Source organism: Rathayibacter festucae DSM 15932 (assembly GCF_004011135.1).
Lineage (GTDB): Bacteria > Actinomycetota > Actinomycetes > Actinomycetales > Microbacteriaceae > Rathayibacter > Rathayibacter festucae.
In genome coordinates this window covers 2,150,288-2,164,938 of record NZ_CP028137.1, presented here as the reverse complement: position 1 = coordinate 2,164,938, position 14,651 = coordinate 2,150,288, and the positions used below count along the sequence as shown (strand labels likewise).

Genomic DNA, 14,651 nt, shown 5'->3' with positions numbered 1-14,651 from the left:
AGATCCGCGCGTCTGAGGTCGCCGGAGCGGGGTACGGGACCTCCGACAGGAAGGAGGCGCCGTGCGCGCTCTCACCGACCCGGACGGAACCCCGGAGATCCTCGCCCTGCGAGCCCTCAAGCTCGGCGACATCCTCGTGGCCGTCCCCGCCCTCAAGGCGCTGCGCCGCGGCTTCCCCGAGCACCGGCTGATCCTCGCGACCACGCCCTGGCTGGAGCCGATCGTCGACCTCATCGACGGCCTCGACGCCCTGGTGCCGACCCTGCGCGGGCTGGACGATCCGCTGCCCGTCGCGCCCGGCCGCATCGAGCTCGCCGTCAACCTGCACGGCAACGGCCCGGAGTCCCGCGACGCCCTGATCGCGCTCGAGCCCGAGCGCCGCCTCGAGTTCCGCGTCCCCGCCCTCGACCCCGACGCGAGCCACGACGACCCGCGCCCGCTCTGGATCGACGGCGAGCTGGAGCGCGCCCGCTGGGCCCGCCTGGTCAACTCCATCGGCCTGGACGCCGACCCCGAGGACGTCGGCATCGCCGTCCCGGCCGTGCCCGCGCCCGTCGACGGCGCCGCGATCGTGCACATCGGCGCCTTCTACGGCTCGCGCGAGTGGCCGGAGGAGCGCTTCGCCGCGGTCGCGCGGTCGCTGGCCGCCGAGGGGCACCGCGTCGTCTACACCGGAGGCGCAAACGAGGCCGACCGTGCCCGCCGCGTCGCCGAGCTGGCCGGAACGGGCGAGGTGCTCGCCGGCGCGATCGATCTGAGTGAATTCGCCGCGGTCGTCGCCGCCGCGGAGGTGCTCGTCACCGTCGACACCGGTGCCGCGCACCTCGCCTCCGCCTACGGCATCCCGTCGGTCGTGATCTTCGGACCGGCGCCGCCCGAGGCCTGGGGCCCGCCGGTCAGCGGACCGCACGTCGTGCTGACCGACGCGTCGCTGCGGCGCGGCGACGTCTTCTCCTCCGAGCCCGATCCGGCGCTCCTCGCGGTGCAGACGGAGCACGTCCTCGACGCGCTCGCCACCCTGCCCTCGCGCGCCGGCGCGCACCTCAGGCGGTCCGCAGCCGCGCCGCAGGGTGGACGGGCGTGACCACGGCGACCGACGCGACCCGCGCGCGGCTCGTCGGCTGATGACTGCGCGACGGGGCGCCGAGGCGGTCGGCGAGCTGCGCGAGGATCCGGCGCTGCAGCCGCGAGACCTGCATCTGCGTGGTGCCGAGCGCGTCGGCGATCTGCTGCTGCGTCATCTCCTCGACGAAGCGCATCCGGAGCAGCTCGCGCTGGCCGTTCTCGAGCTCGGCGAGCGCCCGGGCCAGGCCGTGCCGGCGGTCGATCGCCGCGAGGTCCTCGTCCTCCCCGCCGATCGTCTCGGCCAGCCGGACCCCGGTCTCGCCGACGGTCTCGTCGAGGGAGAGCGGATGCCCGGCCGCGCGCGCGTCGGCGACCTCGGCCGGCTCGACGCCGAGCCGCGCGGCGATCTCCCGATCGCTCGGGTGGCGGCCGAGCTCCTGCGCGAGCTCGTCGGCGACGACGGCCGAGCGGCGGTGCAGCTCCTGCACGCCGCGGGGCGGGCGGATCATCCAGCCGAGGTCGCGCAGGTGGCGCTTGAGCTCGCCGGTGATGGTGGGCACCGCGAAGGCGGCGAAGCTGTCGCCGCGCTCCGGCGTGAAGCGGCGGGCGGCCTTGACCAGCCCCACGTAGGCGACCTGGCGGAGGTCCGCGCGGTCGCCGCCGGCGCGGGATACGCGGTTCGCCATCGCCTCGGCCAGCCCGAGGTGGTCGAGCACGATGCGCTCCCGGATGCGGGCGCCCTCGGCGTCGTCGGCGGTCGCCGCCGCCTGGAAGAGCGAGAGGGTGCGGGCGTCCTTCTCCTCGCGCGGCGAGGCGGGCTCGCTCGGCGAGTCGGTCGCAGGGGCGAGCGCTGAGAGGGCGGTGTCGAGAACGACCGTGCTCATCGGGACCCCTTTCCGGGCATGCTGGCGCGTCCGGGGCGGCGGGATGCGACGCGCTCGTCGTCGAGCGGCCCCGGGGGAGAAGCAGTAGCCACAGGCCACCACTGCTCCTCCCGTTCGAGAAGTCCGTTGACTCGGAGCACTGCTTCGCGCTAAGAGCTCCGCCCGCCCCGGCCGCTTCGCACCCTGCCGCTGCGACCTCCGGCTCGCGATTCCGCCCTCGGCTCGCCGAATCCCCTGATTCCCGCGTGCCCGACCGGATTCCGCGAGCCCGAGGTCGGCCCGAGCCCGCCCGTGTCCAGTACCGGCGCCCCTCCCCGCCCCGCCGCTAGAATCGCCCCGTATGTCTGAGCTCACCCCGCCCTCCGATCGCGCCCACGACGCGCACCCGTTCACGACCGCGACCGGGAGCGACGTCCGCGTCCGCTTCTGCCCGTCCCCGACCGGGACGCCGCATGTCGGCCTCATCCGCACCGCCCTGTTCAACTGGGCCTACGCGCGGCACACCGGAGGCACCTTCGTCTTCCGGATCGAGGACACCGACGCGGCCCGCGACAGCGAGGAGAGCTACGAGCAGCTCATCGACGCGCTCCGCTGGCTGAAGCTCGACTGGGACGAGGGCGTCGGCGTCGGCGGCCCGCACGGCCCGTACCGCCAGTCCGAGCGCAGCGACGTCTACACCGACGTCATCCAGCGCCTGCTCGCCTCCGGCCACCTCTACGAGAGCTATTCGAACGCCGAGGAGATCGACGCGCGCAACGAGGCGGCCGGCCGCGCCAAGCAGCACGGCTACGACAACTTCGACCGCGACCTCACCGAGGAGCAGCGCGCCGCCTTCCGCGCCGAGGGCCGGAGCCCCGCGCTCCGCCTGCGCGTCCCGGACGCCGACCTCTCCTTCGACGACCTCGTCCGCGGCGAGATCACCTTCCCGGCCGGCTCCTTCAGCGACTTCGTCGTCGTCCGCCCCAACGGCCAGCCGCTCTACACGCTGGTGAACCCGGTCGACGACGCGCTGATGCAGATCACCCACGTCCTCCGCGGCGAGGACATCCTGCCCTCCACCGCTCGCCAGATCGCGCTGTACCACGCGCTGATCGACATCGGACTGACGACCTTCGTCCCGCGCTTCGGCCACCTCCCCTACGTGATGGGCGAGGGCAACAAGAAGCTCTCCAAGCGCGACCCCTCCGCCAACCTCTTCCACCACCGCGACCGCGGCTTCATCCCCGAGGGCCTGGTCAACTACCTGGCCCTGCTCGGCTGGTCGCTCACCCACGACCGCGACGTCTTCTCGATCGACGAGATGATCGCCGCCTTCGACGTCGCCGACGTGAACCCCAACCCGGCGCGCTTCGACCTCAAGAAGGCCGAGTCGATCAACGGCGACCACATCCGCCTGCTCGCGGTCGACGACTTCACCGAGCGGACGATCCCCTACCTGATCGCCGCCGGCGTCCTCGAGACCGAGCCGACCGCCGACCAGCGCGCCGTCCTCGACGCCGCCGCCCCGCTCGTCCAGGAGCGCATCGGCCTGCTCGGCGAGGCGCCCGGCATGCTCGGCTTCCTCTTCACCACGGCCGACGCCCTCTCCTACGACGAGGACGCGCTGAAGGGCCTGCCCGCGAACGCCGGCGAGGTCATCGCCGCGTCGATCGGCGCCCTCGAGCTCGTGCCCGAGGGGGAGTGGCTGACCGCCTCGATCCAGGAGGCGCTCGCCGGCGCGCTGATCGAGGGCCTGGGCCTCAAGCCCCGCATCGCCTACGGGCCGCTGCGCACCGCGATCTCGGGCCGCCGCGTCTCGCCGCCGCTGTTCGAGTCGATGGAGATCCTCGGCAAGTCCGAGTCGATCGCCCGCCTCGCCCGCCTCGCCGACACCCGGAGCTGATCGTGGCGGAGGTGCAGGGCGGCCACTACGACGTCGTCATCATCGGCGCCGGTCCCGCGGGGCTCTCGGCGGGGCTGAACCTCGTCCGCGCGCGCCGCAGTGTGCTGCTGCTCGACAGCAACCGGCCGCGCAACGCGGCGACCCTGCACTCGCACGGCTTCCTCACCCGCGACGGCGTCTCGCCGCTGGAGCTGCGACGCCTCGGCCGCGCCGAGCTCGAGCAGTACGACGAGGCCGAGGTGCACAACGCGATGGTCACCGCCGTCGAGCGCTCCGGCGGCGAGTTCGTCGTCACCGCGAAGGGCGTCCGCGGCTCGGCCGACCGCTCGGTGCTGGCGACCGCGGTCGTCGTCGCCGGCGGCCTCTCCGAGCGCCTCCCGACGCTGCCCAGCCTCCGCGCCTACTACGGCACCGCCGTGCACAGCTGCATGGAGTGCGACGGCTACGAGAAGGCCGGCGAGCCGCTGGCCCTGATCGGCGAGACCGCCGACCTCGCCGAGCGCGCCATGCTCCTCTCGCAGTGGTCGACCGACCTCATCGTCTTCACCAACGGCGTCGGAGTCGTCAGCGACACCGACGAGTCGCTCCTGAACTCGATCGGCATCCGCATCGAGCGCCGCCCCGTCGCCGACCTGGTGGGGGAGCGCGCCGTGATGACCGGCGTCGCCCTCGCCGACGGCGACGTGATCCCGCGCACCGGCGCCTTCGTCCGCCCGGTCTGGGTGCCCGTCCTCGACTACCTCGACCCGGCCGGCCCCGAGGTCGACCCCGAGGGCTTCCTCCGCGTCGACGCGGGCGGCCGCACCTCCGTCCCCGGCCTCTACGCCGCCGGCGAGGTCACCGCCCCCGGACCGCAGCAGCTGATCGTCGCCGCCGGCTCCGGCGCGCAGGTCGCCTCGGCGATCAACCGCGACCTCGTCCGCGCCCGCCTCGGCGAGGCCGCGCCCGAGTCGGAGGCCCTCGCCGTGCACGATCGCGGAGCCGATTTGAGCGGCGTGCGTCCGTAGGGTACTGTCGTCTCTCGGCGCCGAGTTCCACTCCGGCCGCTGCCTGGTCCCGGCCTCACCGCCGCATGACCATTGGGGTATGGTGTAATTGGCAACACGACTGATTCTGGTTCAGTTGTTCTTGGTTCGAGTCCAGGTACCCCAGCACTGAAGTGCTCGCGAGAGTCGAAGCATCGCCCGGAATTCGTCGCCGCTGTGGTTCCTCTCGCTGCGATCCCGCCCGTGCGTCCGTTCTTCGCGATCGCGCCGATCCGCCTCGTCGCGCGGCGACCCGAGCGCGGTCCTGCTCTCCGCCCGGCACCTCCGCGCGTCCCGCGCGAACGACCACGCATCCGCCGTCCGGCCGACGCCCGGGAACCCCGTCCATGCCACGATGAACCTGTACATCGCTCAGAAACCCGCCCCGCGCGGGTTCCGAGAAGGGGGTCCCTCGTCCATGAATTCTGATCTGCTCTGGGTCGTCGGCGCCGGCATCGTCGTCGGTGTCGTGCTGCTGCTCGCCATCATCGGCTTCTTCATCTTCCGCGCCTGGTACCAGGTCCCGCAGGCCGACGAGGCCATCGTGATCGTCGGAAAGAAGCAGAAGGGCGACGACGGCCTGACCTCGAACATGACCGTCATCACCGGCGGCGGCGCGTTCGTCAACAAGCTGACCCAGCGCTCCGACCGCATCTCGCTGCGGTCGCGGCAGATCAAGATGGAGCCGGTCGCGCAGACCAAGAACGGCGTGACGATCCACCTCGCGGGCGTCGCCCTCGTCAAGATCGGCTCGACGCCGGATCAGGTGCGCGCCGCTGCCGAGCGGTTCGCCTCGCAGGACCAGTCGATCGACGTCTTCACCACCGAGCAGCTCGAGGGCGCGCTGCGCGGCGTCGTCGCGAAGCTCAGCGTCGAGGAGGTCATGCAGGACCGCCAGAAGCTCGGCGACGAGATCGCCGAGGGCATCAAGGGCGACCTGCTCGCCCAGGGGCTCGTCCTCGACTCCTTCGCCATCCAGGGCGTCACCGACCGCAACGGCTACATCGAGGCGCTCGGAGCGCAGGAGATCGAGCGCGTCCGCCGCGAGGCCGACGTCGCCCGGATCAACGCGGCCCGCGAGGTCAAGGCCCGTCAGCTCGCCACCGACGAGGCGAACCTGATCGAGCAGACCGCCTTCGACAAGAACACCGCCGCCTCGAAGTCCGAGGTCGGCCGCGCCAACGCCGAGGCCGAGCAGGCCGAGAACCTGGCCCGCGCCGAGCGCGAGCAGGCCGTCCTCGTCCAGCGCGCCGAGAACCGGCAGGCCGAGCTCGACGCCGACGTCAAGCGCGTGGCCGACGCCGAGAAGTACCGGCGCCAGACCGAGGCCGACGCCGACGCCTACGGCCGCGCGAAGAAGGCCGAGACCGACCGCCAGGTCGCGCAGCAGGTGTCCGACGCCGAGGCCTACGCCGTCCAGCGCCAGGCGGAGGCCCGCCAGGCGTCGGCCGCGGCCGAGGCGGCAGCGGTCAGTGCCCGCGCCGAGGCGGAGGCCCACGCTCTGCGCGCCAAGGCCGGCGCCGAGGCCGAGGCCCTGCGCGCGAACGCCTCCGCCGAGGCGGAGGCCATCCGCACCAAGGGTGAGGCGAGCGCGGCTGCGATCCAGGCCGAGGCGGAGGCGCTCCGCGAGAACCAGGAGGCGATCCTGGGCCGCGAGCTCATCGGACAGCTGCCGTCCCTGATGGCGGAGTTCGCGAAGGGCTACCAGAACGTCGGCACCATCACCCTGATCGGAGGCGACACCGCGGCCACGCACATCGCCCGCGAGCAGGCGGCGAGCCTCTCGGCCACGTTCGACAGTGTGAAGTCCGCGACCGGCGTCGACCTCGGAGCCATCCTCCAGGGCCAGGCCTTCGGCCGGGGCGTGGCCTCGACCTCGGCCGCCGAGCCCGCCCCGTCGGCCGATCCCACCGCCGTCCCCTCCACGAGCTGACGACCCGGAGTCGCCCGCCCTCGACGCGGGCGGCCCGGCGTGGTGGGGCCGCGGACGCCGGCGCGGGGGCCGCCGGCGCTTCTCCTCCTGCCGGAGGATCCCCGTTGGGCCCTCTGCTTCCTAGGCTGGCCGGATGTTCGCAGGACTCGCCGGCTGGCACGTCGTCATCATCCTCGGCGTCCTGTCGCCGGTCCTCGTCGCCGCGATCGGCGTCCCTGTCGCCGTCGCGCAGGGCCGTGCCCGCCGCGACGCGGGCCTCGTGACGGATCCGCGCGTCAACACCGTCTCGATCGTGGCCTTCGTGGCCGCCTTTGTGGTCGGTCTCGTCGGCCTCGTCCTCGGCCACGTCGCCCGGGCTCAGATCCGGCGCACCGGCGAGGCCGGCTGGGGCTTCGCCACCTTCGCCCTCGTCCTCGGCTACTGGTCGACGGCTCTCGCCGTCCTCGCGGGCGTCTCCCTGCTGGTCTCCGCACTCGCCTGAGCGCCCCGACTCCGCGCCCCGCCCGGCCGTCACCGATCCGTCACCCGCGGTCGCGCCGACCGCCCGCGGACGACCCTCCGCGCCGGATCGACGCCCCCTCGCTCGACGAGCACGCGGCGGGCGATCCGTCCACTCCCCGTGCACTCCGCGGTCCGGACGTACGCTGGCCCGATGGGACAGGGGAGGGCGCGCGGGCTCGGCCGGGCCGCCGTCGTCCTGACCGCGGTGCTCCTGCTGACCGGCTGCAGCGGCGACTCCTTCCGCGCCGACTTCGCGCGCACCTTCGGCAGCGACGAGGCGGTCGCCGACGTCGAGCTCGCGACCGTCGAGGACATGCCGTTCACCGGCGGCGTCAGCGCCGAGATCGTGGCCCGTGGGGACCTGTCCGACGCCGACCTGACGTCCCTCGCCGAGCGGTTGGCCGCCTTCGCCGCGAAGCGCCCGACGGGTGACGTGCGGATCCTCCTCGACGCCGAGGACCTCACGCTGCCCGTGTCCGGCGCCGAGGACCTCACGTCCGGCCGGATCGCCGCCGCGCTCGCGCTGCGCGAGGACCCACGAGTCGAGTCCCTCGCCCTCGCCGCCGACGACAGTGAGGACCGCGTGAGCGGCCTGAGCCTCTTCCTCTCGGAGCAGGCGACCGCCGACGACGCCTTCGCGCTCGCCCGCGACGCCCCCGCGCTCCTCCCCGACGCCCCGCCCCTGCACGTGAGCGTCCAGAGCGCCGACCGCTCCCTGCTCGTGAGCGGCACCCCGGGCCCGTGGCTCGATGACGCCGAACGCCTCTGGACAGCGATCTCGGCCGCGGTCCCCACCACGGGCTTCCGCGCCGCCCCCGACCACCTCGCCGTGACCCTGGCGAGCGACGCCGACCGCGCCGCGGCGACGCTCGCCGCCGCCGCCGTCCCCAGCGGCGCGACCGCGGTCACGTTCTCCGGCCCCTGACCGCCGAGGACGCCACTCCGTCCGCTGCCCATCGCGCAGCGAGGTGCAGGTCGTTACCGTCGGGGGACGACCGATCAGCCGGAGGAGGATCCGTGAAGCGCAAGGACCTGACCGCAGAGGCTCTGCGCCGTGCCGCAGAGCGATCGACGCGGGCTTCGGCGGCTCTGGAGAACCGCTCGGTGCCGACCGATGCGGTCCGCTCCGACAGGGTGACTCGGTTCCTCGCCGCGCGGAAGCCCCGCGCCTGACGGGCGCCGGCCCCGTCTGCCGCGAGACTCCGCCGGAGCCGGACGAACCCGACGCTCTCACCCCTTCGCTCCGCACCTCCTCGGGCTGGTACCCGCGCAGGCTCGACCTGGTCGAGGCGGAGCAGGCGTTCGCGGTCGAGGTCGGTTCCTCGAGCGCGTACAGGGTCATCAGCTCCTGCGCGTCCGCGCCGGACTGCGGGTGAAGGAGCGGATGGCGAGAATCGCGTCTCCGCCGGGGTGCCGTGCGGCGGACCAGGGCTGCCGGACGACCCTCGTGCACGCGCTGTTTCGCGCCGTCAGGACATTCAGAAGTCGTTCTGAACTACGATCGAGCGATGGCCATCACCCCGATCCCGACGTTCCAGTCCTCCGAGCTGAGCCGGAACGCGCGCGCCGTCTTCGCCGCGGCGGAGGAGCAGCCGGTCGACGTCACGCGTCGCGACGGGGACGACCTCGTGCTGATGTCCAAGCGCGAGGCGGACTCGCGCGAGCAACTCCTGCAGCTGGCCGCGCAGCTCATCGCGGTCTCGACCGACGACCGGGGGACGCTCGGCGACCGGATGGCGCAGGTCTTCCCCTGGATGCTCGCGCTGTCCGGCTCGGACCGGGAGCAGTGCGCGAAGGATCTGCTGTCGACGGCCCGCGCGTCCTTCGCCACCGGGCACGCGCACCTCGCCGCGGCCGAGCTGGTCTCCTGGCGGGAGTCGGCCACGGCGATCGCCGACGGACTCGCGATCATGCCGGTCGACTGGCTCGAGACCGGCATCGTCGTCGAGCGTCCCTGACGGTGGCGAGGGACAGCCGCGTCGAGCGGCCGCTCAAGAAGTCCGAGTACGAGATCCGCTTCGCGACGCTGCAGGCGCAGAAGGGCTGGACCGATCTCTGCGCCACCAGCCGGAACGCCGTGACGGAGGCGTGGGACTTCCTGACGCGGACGCCGACGGAGACGACCCCGTCCAACTACCGGTTGCGGGGCGAGCTCGGCACCCTGACGAAGGGCGCCGACGTGCACGAGCGCTGGCAGCACAAGCCGACGCGGCAGGGCGACGCGCGCCTCTGGTTCTTCGTGGTGGGGCGGACGGTGTTCCTCGAGCAGGTGCACACCCGGCATCCGAACGCGACGAAGTGAGTCACGCCTCCGCGGTGCCGAGCTCCTTGCGCATCTGGATCGACGTCGGCTCGTAGCCGAGCGACTCGTACAGTCCCCGCGCCGTCGTGTTGAAGCCGAAGACGTTCAGCGCGAGCGCCCGGTAGCCGCGCGAGCGGGCGTGCTCCTCCGCCAGCAGCATCGCCGCGCGGCCGAAGCCACGGCCGCGCTCCGACGGGTCGACCTCGACGTCCCAGATGTAGGCGACGCCCTCGAGCTCCTGCGGGTGCGGGCCGACCCAGATCACGCCGACCGGGCGTTCGTCGTCGAGGACCCGCAGCAGGTCGTGACCCGGTGCGAGCACTCCGCCAGGGAACAGCCGCTCGTCGTTCGCGTCCGCGTTCCGCAACGCCGCGGCCTCGTCGTCGCCCGCGCGCATCCGGTCCGCGACGTAGGACGCGCGCTGGACGGACATCCACTCGGCGAGTTCGGCGAGCGGGAACGGTGCGAGCGACACGGGCATGCCCCCACGCTCGCACACCCGCCGCGCAACATCAGCTGAGACGGGTGGGCCTCGCCCCACAGGGGAGGCCCACCCCTCTCAGCTGATGTTGCGCGCGGCTCCGGCGCCGAACCGCGATCAGGAGCGGTCCGCGCCCTCGTTCTCCGCCGCCGCGGTCTGCTCCGCGTGCTTCTTCTTGCCGAAGCGCGTCGCCAGGAACAGCAGCGTGCCCACGACCACGTAGCCGGCGGTCCCGAGCCAGACCACGCCGGTCTGCTGCGTCAGCAGCACGACGCTCGTAATGATCGCGAGGACCGGCACGACGCGCGGCACCGAGAAGTGCGGGTGGTCGACGCGGTCCTTCTTCAGCACGAGCACCGAGATGTTCGCCGAGATGAAGACCAAGAGCAGCAGGAGCACGGTCGTCTCGGCCAGCGTGCCGACGTCGCCGATCAGGCTGAGCAGCATGGTCACGCCGCCGACGACGACGATCGAGACCCAGGGGGTGCGTCGGTTCGGCAGCACGCGGCCGAAGGCGCTGGGCAGCAGACCGGAGGACGCCAGTCCGAATCCGACCCGGCTCGCCATCACCATGAACAGCAGCGCGCCGTTCGCGATCGCGATGAGCGCGATCAGGCCGAACAGCCACGGCGGCACCGCCACGCCGCTGGCCGCGACCACGTCGAGCAACGGGCCGGTCGACTCCGCGAGCTCCTCGTTCGGCAGCACGATCACGGCGCCGAGGGCGATCAGCAGGTAGACCACGGCGGCGGTGATCAGCGCGCCGAACAGCGCCCGCGGGTAGACCTTCGAGGGGTTGCGGACTTCCTCGGCCATGTTCGCCGCGGCCTCGAAGCCGAGGAAGGAGAAGAACGCGACGATGGAGGCGGCGAACGCGCCCTGCAGCGGCGCGACCTCGGGGTTGAACTCCAGGACGCGGCCGGCGTCGCCGTTGCCGCCGCCGAAGAAGATCGCCGCGCAGACGATCACGATCACGAGTCCGCTGACCTCGATCACCGAGGCGACCAGGTTCGCGGTCAGCGACTCCTTCACCCCGCGCAGGTTGATCAGCGTGAGCACCGCGATGAAGACGATCGCGGTCGGCACGGGCGGCACGTCGAGCAGTGCGCCGAGGTAGTCGCCGGCGAACGCGTTGGCGAGCGAGGCGGCGGTGGTGATGCCGGAGGCCATCATCAGGAAGCCGACCAGGAACGACAGGTACGGCTTGCCGAACGCCCGGTCCACGTAGCGGGCGGCGCCGCCGGCGTGCGGGTACTTGGTGATCAGCTCGGCGTAGGTGCCGGCCGTCAGCAGCGCGATGACGAGCGCGATCAGCAGCGGCAGCCAGATGACGCCGCCGACGTCGGCGGCCATCGTGCCGACGAGCGTGTAGATGCCGGCGCCGAGCGTGTCGCCGACGATGAAGGCGAAGAGCAGCGGGCCGGTGATGACCTTCTTCAGCGACCCTCCGCCCTTCGCGGGGGCACTGGCGGCGGCGTTCGTCGTTTCGGTCATCCGGCGATTCCAACGAGAACGGGCGCCAGGCGCAACCCCCGCCGCGAGATCGCTTCGGGATTTCTCATGCTGGAAACACGCGGGGGAGTGTCCGGATCCGGACCGGAGCGTCTCCGGAGCCGGGCGGGACGCTCGTTCGTCCCGATTCCGGTCGACCCGCAGGCTGCCGGACGACGCCGCGCCCGTCTCCCCGCTCGCCACCCCGTGCGCCACGATGAGCGGACGCCCCGCGACGGATCGAGGACCCCCTGCACGACAGCACCCCGCGTCCCGGTCTTCCCGAGCGGCTCGCGCGCCTGATCCGCCTCCGCACCGTCTCCGCCGAGCTCGAGACCGTCGACGAGGCGCTCGCGCTGCTCCGCGAGCTCTATCCCCTGACCCACGAGCGTCTCGAGACCGAGCGGATCACCGACCGCGGACTCCTCTACCGCTGGCCGGGCCGCGACTCCCGTGCGGACCCGCTGGTCCTGATGGCGCACCTGGACGTGGTGCCGGTCGAGGACCCCGCCGCCTGGACGCACCCGCCCTTCGGCGGCGACATCGTCGAGGGCGCCGTCTGGGGCCGTGGCGCCCTCGACGACAAGGGCCCGCTCGTCGTCGTGCTCGAGGCGGTCGAGAACCTGCTGTCCGCCGGCGTCGTGCCGGCCCGCGACGTCCTGCTGGCCTTCGGAGGCGACGAGGAGGTGCGCGGGGCATCGGCCCGCGCGATCGCCGAGACGCTGCACGAGCGCGGGATCATGCCCTGGCTCGTGCTCGACGAGGGCAGCGCCGTCGTCGAGGCGCCGCTGCCCGGAGTCGTCGGGCCGGTCGCGATGATCGGCGTCGGCGAGAAGGGCCTGCTCACGCTCCGGCTGACCGCGCGCTCCGCCGGCGGTCACGCCTCCGCCCCGCCGCGACTCACCGCGGTCGGCCGCCTGGCGCGGGCGATCACCCGGCTCACGCCCTCGACCTTCCCCGCCCGGGTCCCGGAGGCGCTGGCCCGCGCGCTCGCACTCCTCGCCGACCGCGCACCCGGCGCCCGCGGCGCGCTCTACCGGCTGCTCGGCGCCCGGCCGCAGCTCGCCGCGCCCGTGCTCGCGGCGCTCGGTGGCGAGACGGCGGCCCTGGTCCGCACCACGATCGCGCCGACGATGCTCCGCGCGGGGACCGCCGACAACGTGCTCGCGGCGGAGGCGTCCGCCGTGCTGAACCTGCGCCTGGCCCCCGGGGAGACCGCGGCCGGGGCCGCCGAGCGCGTCCGCCGGCGGATCCGCGACCGCGAGGTGACCGTCGAGGTGGTGCTGGGGGAGGACCCGTCGCCGCAGTCGCCGAGCGACGGCGCCCCCTTCGCGGCGCTGCGGGCGGCGCTCGCCGTCTCGCACCCGGAGGCGGCGGTCGTCCCCTACGTCATCAACGCGGCGACCGACTCCCGCCACCTGCACCGCTTCGCCCCCGCGGTGTACCGCTTCGCACCGCTCCTGATGACGAAGGAGCAGCGCGCCGGGATCCACGGCGTCGACGAGCACGCCGACATCGCGGCCCTCGAGCGCGGCGAGCTCTTCCACCGCGCCCTGATCACCGGGCTCGACGCGTGAGGGCCCGGTGAGCCGCAGGCCGCGCAGGCGCCGGGTGTAGGTTCGTCCGTCGTGGAGACGGTGCCGATGCAGACCCAGGATCACGAGCGGACCCAGGACGGGCCACCGGCCGGGGACCGCGTGCTCGCCGATCTGCGCGCGCTGCTCGGCGACCGCGTCCTCACCGACGCCGACGTCCTCGAGGCCTACCGCCACGACGACGCCGAGTGGGCGTCCTCCGGGCTGCCGCTGGCGGTCGTCCTCGCCGAGAGCGCGGAGGACGTGGCGCACGCCGTCCGCGTCGCCGCCCGCGCGGGTCTGAGCGTCGTCCCGCGCGGAGCCGGAACCGGCCTCTCCGGCGGGGCCAACGCGCTCGCCGGCTGCCTCGTCGTCTCGCTCGAGCGGATGGACGCCGTCCTCGAGATCGACGCGGACGAGCGCTTCGTCGTCGCCCAGCCCGGCGTGATCAACGACGCGCTGCGGGCGGCCGTCGCCGAGGCTCTACTCTGGTACCCGCCGGACCCGGCCAGCTCCGCCATCTCGACCATCGGCGGCAACGCCGCCACCAACGCCGGCGGCATCTGCTGCGTGAAGTACGGCGTCACCCGCGACTACGTCCTCGGCATGAAGGTCGTCCTCGCCGACGGCTCGCTCGTCAGCCTCGGCCGCCGCACCGCGAAGGGCGTCGTCGGCTACGACCTCACCGGCCTGATGGTCGGCTCGGAGGGCACGCTCGGCATCATCGTCGAGCTGACGCTCCGCCTGCTCCCGCTCGCGGGCCGTGAGCAGCGCGCGATCGTCGGCTCCTTCGGCTCGCTCGAGGACGCCGGAGTCGCGGTCGCCGCGATCTCGGCCGCCGGCATCATCCCCTCCGCCCTCGAGATCATCGACAGCACCTGCCTGCGCGCCGTCGACGACTGGCAGCACCTCGGGCTCCCGCACGGCGTCGACACGCTGCTGCTCGCCAAGGTCGACGAGCCGGGGGAGGCGGGTCGCACCGCCGCCGACCGCGTCGAGGCGCTGATGGCCGGTGCCCGCGCGCTCTCGGTCGAGCAGGCCACCGACCAGGACGAGGTCGACCGGCTCTTCCTCGCCCGTCGCCTGGCCTACCCGGCGCTCGAGCGCCTCGGTCCGGTGCTCACCGAGGACGTCTGCGTGCCGCGCCGGGCGGTCCCGGAGATGCTCGCGCGCATCCGCTCGGCCGCCGCTGACCACGACGTGGTCATCGCGACCATCGCGCACGCCGGCGACGGCAACCTGCACCCGCTGATCATCGCGCCCGAGGGCGACGAGGCCGCGAAGGCCCGGGCGAAGAGCGCCTTCGACCGCATCGTCGAGGACTGCCTCGACCTCGGCGGCACCGTCACGGGCGAGCACGGCGTCGGTCTGCTGAAGCTGCCGGGAGCGGCGGACGAGCTCGGCCCGCGCGTGCTCGGCATGCACCGCTCGATCAAGGACGCCCTCGATCCGCTCGGCGTGCTCAACCCGGGCAAGGCGTTCCCGGGCTGAGGCCCCGCTCTCGGTTCTCCCG

At 73.4% G+C, this 14,651-nt stretch carries 13 protein-coding genes and 1 tRNA gene; 11 read left to right on the top strand and 3 right to left on the bottom strand.

From position 1 onward, the window contains the following. The first annotated feature begins 61 nt into the window (after nucleotides 1-61). Entirely contained in the window at nucleotides 62-1,084 is a 1,023-nt protein-coding gene (locus C1I64_RS10140) for a glycosyltransferase family 9 protein (RefSeq protein ID WP_127887114.1), read from the top strand. On the opposite strand, the gene C1I64_RS10135 is transcribed toward C1I64_RS10140, so the two are convergent. Then, the gene (locus tag C1I64_RS10135) at nucleotides 1,044-1,949 is read right to left on the bottom strand and encodes a sigma-70 family RNA polymerase sigma factor (RefSeq protein ID WP_164874506.1); all 906 of its coding nucleotides are present in this window, start codon (nucleotides 1,947-1,949) and stop codon (nucleotides 1,044-1,046) included. The two genes, C1I64_RS10140 and C1I64_RS10135, sit on opposite strands and share 41 nt — an antisense overlap. 340 nt (nucleotides 1,950-2,289) lie before the next feature. On the opposite strand from C1I64_RS10135, the gene gltX reads away from it, so the two are divergent. The 8 genes from gltX to C1I64_RS10095 all read left to right on the top strand — a co-directional run bounded on the left by gltX (nucleotide 2,290) and on the right by C1I64_RS10095 (nucleotide 9,592). Beyond that, complete coding sequence (gltX, locus tag C1I64_RS10130; protein ID WP_127887112.1) at nucleotides 2,290-3,831, top strand: glutamate--tRNA ligase; 1,542 nt, start codon at nucleotides 2,290-2,292, stop codon at nucleotides 3,829-3,831. 11 nt (nucleotides 3,832-3,842) lie between these two features. Then, on the top strand, nucleotides 3,843-4,838 hold the full coding sequence (locus C1I64_RS10125) for an NAD(P)/FAD-dependent oxidoreductase (protein WP_123737304.1): 996 nt from the start codon (nucleotides 3,843-3,845) through the stop codon (nucleotides 4,836-4,838). Nucleotides 4,839-4,911: 73 nt separating this feature from the next. Next, nucleotides 4,912-4,983, top strand: a tRNA-Gln gene (locus C1I64_RS10120). 291 nt (nucleotides 4,984-5,274) lie between these two features. Beyond that, nucleotides 5,275-6,789: an SPFH domain-containing protein gene (locus C1I64_RS10115; protein WP_123737241.1), complete on the top strand. Its 1,515-nt coding sequence runs from the start codon at nucleotides 5,275-5,277 to the stop codon at nucleotides 6,787-6,789. A 133-nt stretch (nucleotides 6,790-6,922) separates the two neighbouring features. Then, nucleotides 6,923-7,270 (top strand): DUF4190 domain-containing protein, encoded by a 348-nt coding sequence (locus C1I64_RS10110; protein ID WP_127887111.1) that lies wholly within the window; start codon nucleotides 6,923-6,925, stop codon nucleotides 7,268-7,270. 171 nt (nucleotides 7,271-7,441) lie between these two features. Next, the gene (locus C1I64_RS10105) at nucleotides 7,442-8,215 is read left to right on the top strand and encodes a hypothetical protein (RefSeq protein ID WP_127887110.1); all 774 of its coding nucleotides are present in this window, start codon (nucleotides 7,442-7,444) and stop codon (nucleotides 8,213-8,215) included. Between the two features lie 583 nt (nucleotides 8,216-8,798). After that, nucleotides 8,799-9,248 carry a prevent-host-death protein gene (locus C1I64_RS10100; protein WP_127887109.1) on the top strand — a complete coding sequence of 150 codons (450 nt, stop codon included), beginning with the start codon at nucleotides 8,799-8,801 and terminating at the stop codon, nucleotides 9,246-9,248. 2 nt (nucleotides 9,249-9,250) lie between these two features. Then, the gene (locus tag C1I64_RS10095) at nucleotides 9,251-9,592 is read left to right on the top strand and encodes a hypothetical protein (RefSeq protein WP_123447935.1); all 342 of its coding nucleotides are present in this window, start codon (nucleotides 9,251-9,253) and stop codon (nucleotides 9,590-9,592) included. Between the two features lies 1 nt (nucleotide 9,593). On the opposite strand, the gene C1I64_RS10090 is transcribed toward C1I64_RS10095, so the two are convergent. Both C1I64_RS10090 and C1I64_RS10085 read right to left on the bottom strand, forming a co-directional pair. Then, entirely contained in the window at nucleotides 9,594-10,073 is a 480-nt protein-coding gene (locus tag C1I64_RS10090) for a GNAT family N-acetyltransferase (RefSeq protein WP_127887108.1), read from the bottom strand. Nucleotides 10,074-10,190: 117 nt separating this feature from the next. Continuing rightward, nucleotides 10,191-11,567, bottom strand: coding sequence for an APC family permease (locus C1I64_RS10085; protein WP_127887107.1), 1,377 nt, complete (start codon nucleotides 11,565-11,567; stop codon nucleotides 10,191-10,193). Nucleotides 11,568-11,803: 236 nt separating this feature from the next. Here C1I64_RS10085 and C1I64_RS10080 point away from each other — a divergent pair, with 236 nt between their 5' ends. Both C1I64_RS10080 and C1I64_RS10075 read left to right on the top strand, forming a co-directional pair. Next, nucleotides 11,804-13,141: a M20/M25/M40 family metallo-hydrolase gene (locus C1I64_RS10080; protein WP_341867846.1), complete on the top strand. Its 1,338-nt coding sequence runs from the start codon at nucleotides 11,804-11,806 to the stop codon at nucleotides 13,139-13,141. Between the two features lie 66 nt (nucleotides 13,142-13,207). Further along, nucleotides 13,208-14,629: an FAD-binding oxidoreductase gene (locus C1I64_RS10075; protein WP_127887105.1), complete on the top strand. Its 1,422-nt coding sequence runs from the start codon at nucleotides 13,208-13,210 to the stop codon at nucleotides 14,627-14,629. Nucleotides 14,630-14,651 lie beyond the last annotated feature (22 nt).

What these genes read in the sequence shown, in the direction of transcription:
- C1I64_RS10135 (WP_164874506.1), bottom strand. Translation starts at nt 1,949, where the DNA reads ATGAGCACGGTCGTTCTCGACACCGCCCTCTCAGCGCTCGCCCCTGCG.
- gltX (WP_127887112.1), top strand. Translation starts at nt 2,290, where the DNA reads ATGTCTGAGCTCACCCCGCCCTCCGATCGCGCCCACGACGCGCACCCG.
- C1I64_RS10115 (WP_123737241.1), top strand. Translation starts at nt 5,275, where the DNA reads ATGAATTCTGATCTGCTCTGGGTCGTCGGCGCCGGCATCGTCGTCGGT.
- C1I64_RS10110 (WP_127887111.1), top strand. Translation starts at nt 6,923, where the DNA reads ATGTTCGCAGGACTCGCCGGCTGGCACGTCGTCATCATCCTCGGCGTC.
- C1I64_RS10105 (WP_127887110.1), top strand. Translation starts at nt 7,442, where the DNA reads ATGGGACAGGGGAGGGCGCGCGGGCTCGGCCGGGCCGCCGTCGTCCTG.
- C1I64_RS10100 (WP_127887109.1), top strand. Translation starts at nt 8,799, where the DNA reads ATGGCCATCACCCCGATCCCGACGTTCCAGTCCTCCGAGCTGAGCCGG.
- C1I64_RS10090 (WP_127887108.1), bottom strand. Translation starts at nt 10,073, where the DNA reads ATGCCCGTGTCGCTCGCACCGTTCCCGCTCGCCGAACTCGCCGAGTGG.
- C1I64_RS10085 (WP_127887107.1), bottom strand. Translation starts at nt 11,567, where the DNA reads ATGACCGAAACGACGAACGCCGCCGCCAGTGCCCCCGCGAAGGGCGGA.
- C1I64_RS10075 (WP_127887105.1), top strand. Translation starts at nt 13,208, where the DNA reads ATGCAGACCCAGGATCACGAGCGGACCCAGGACGGGCCACCGGCCGGG.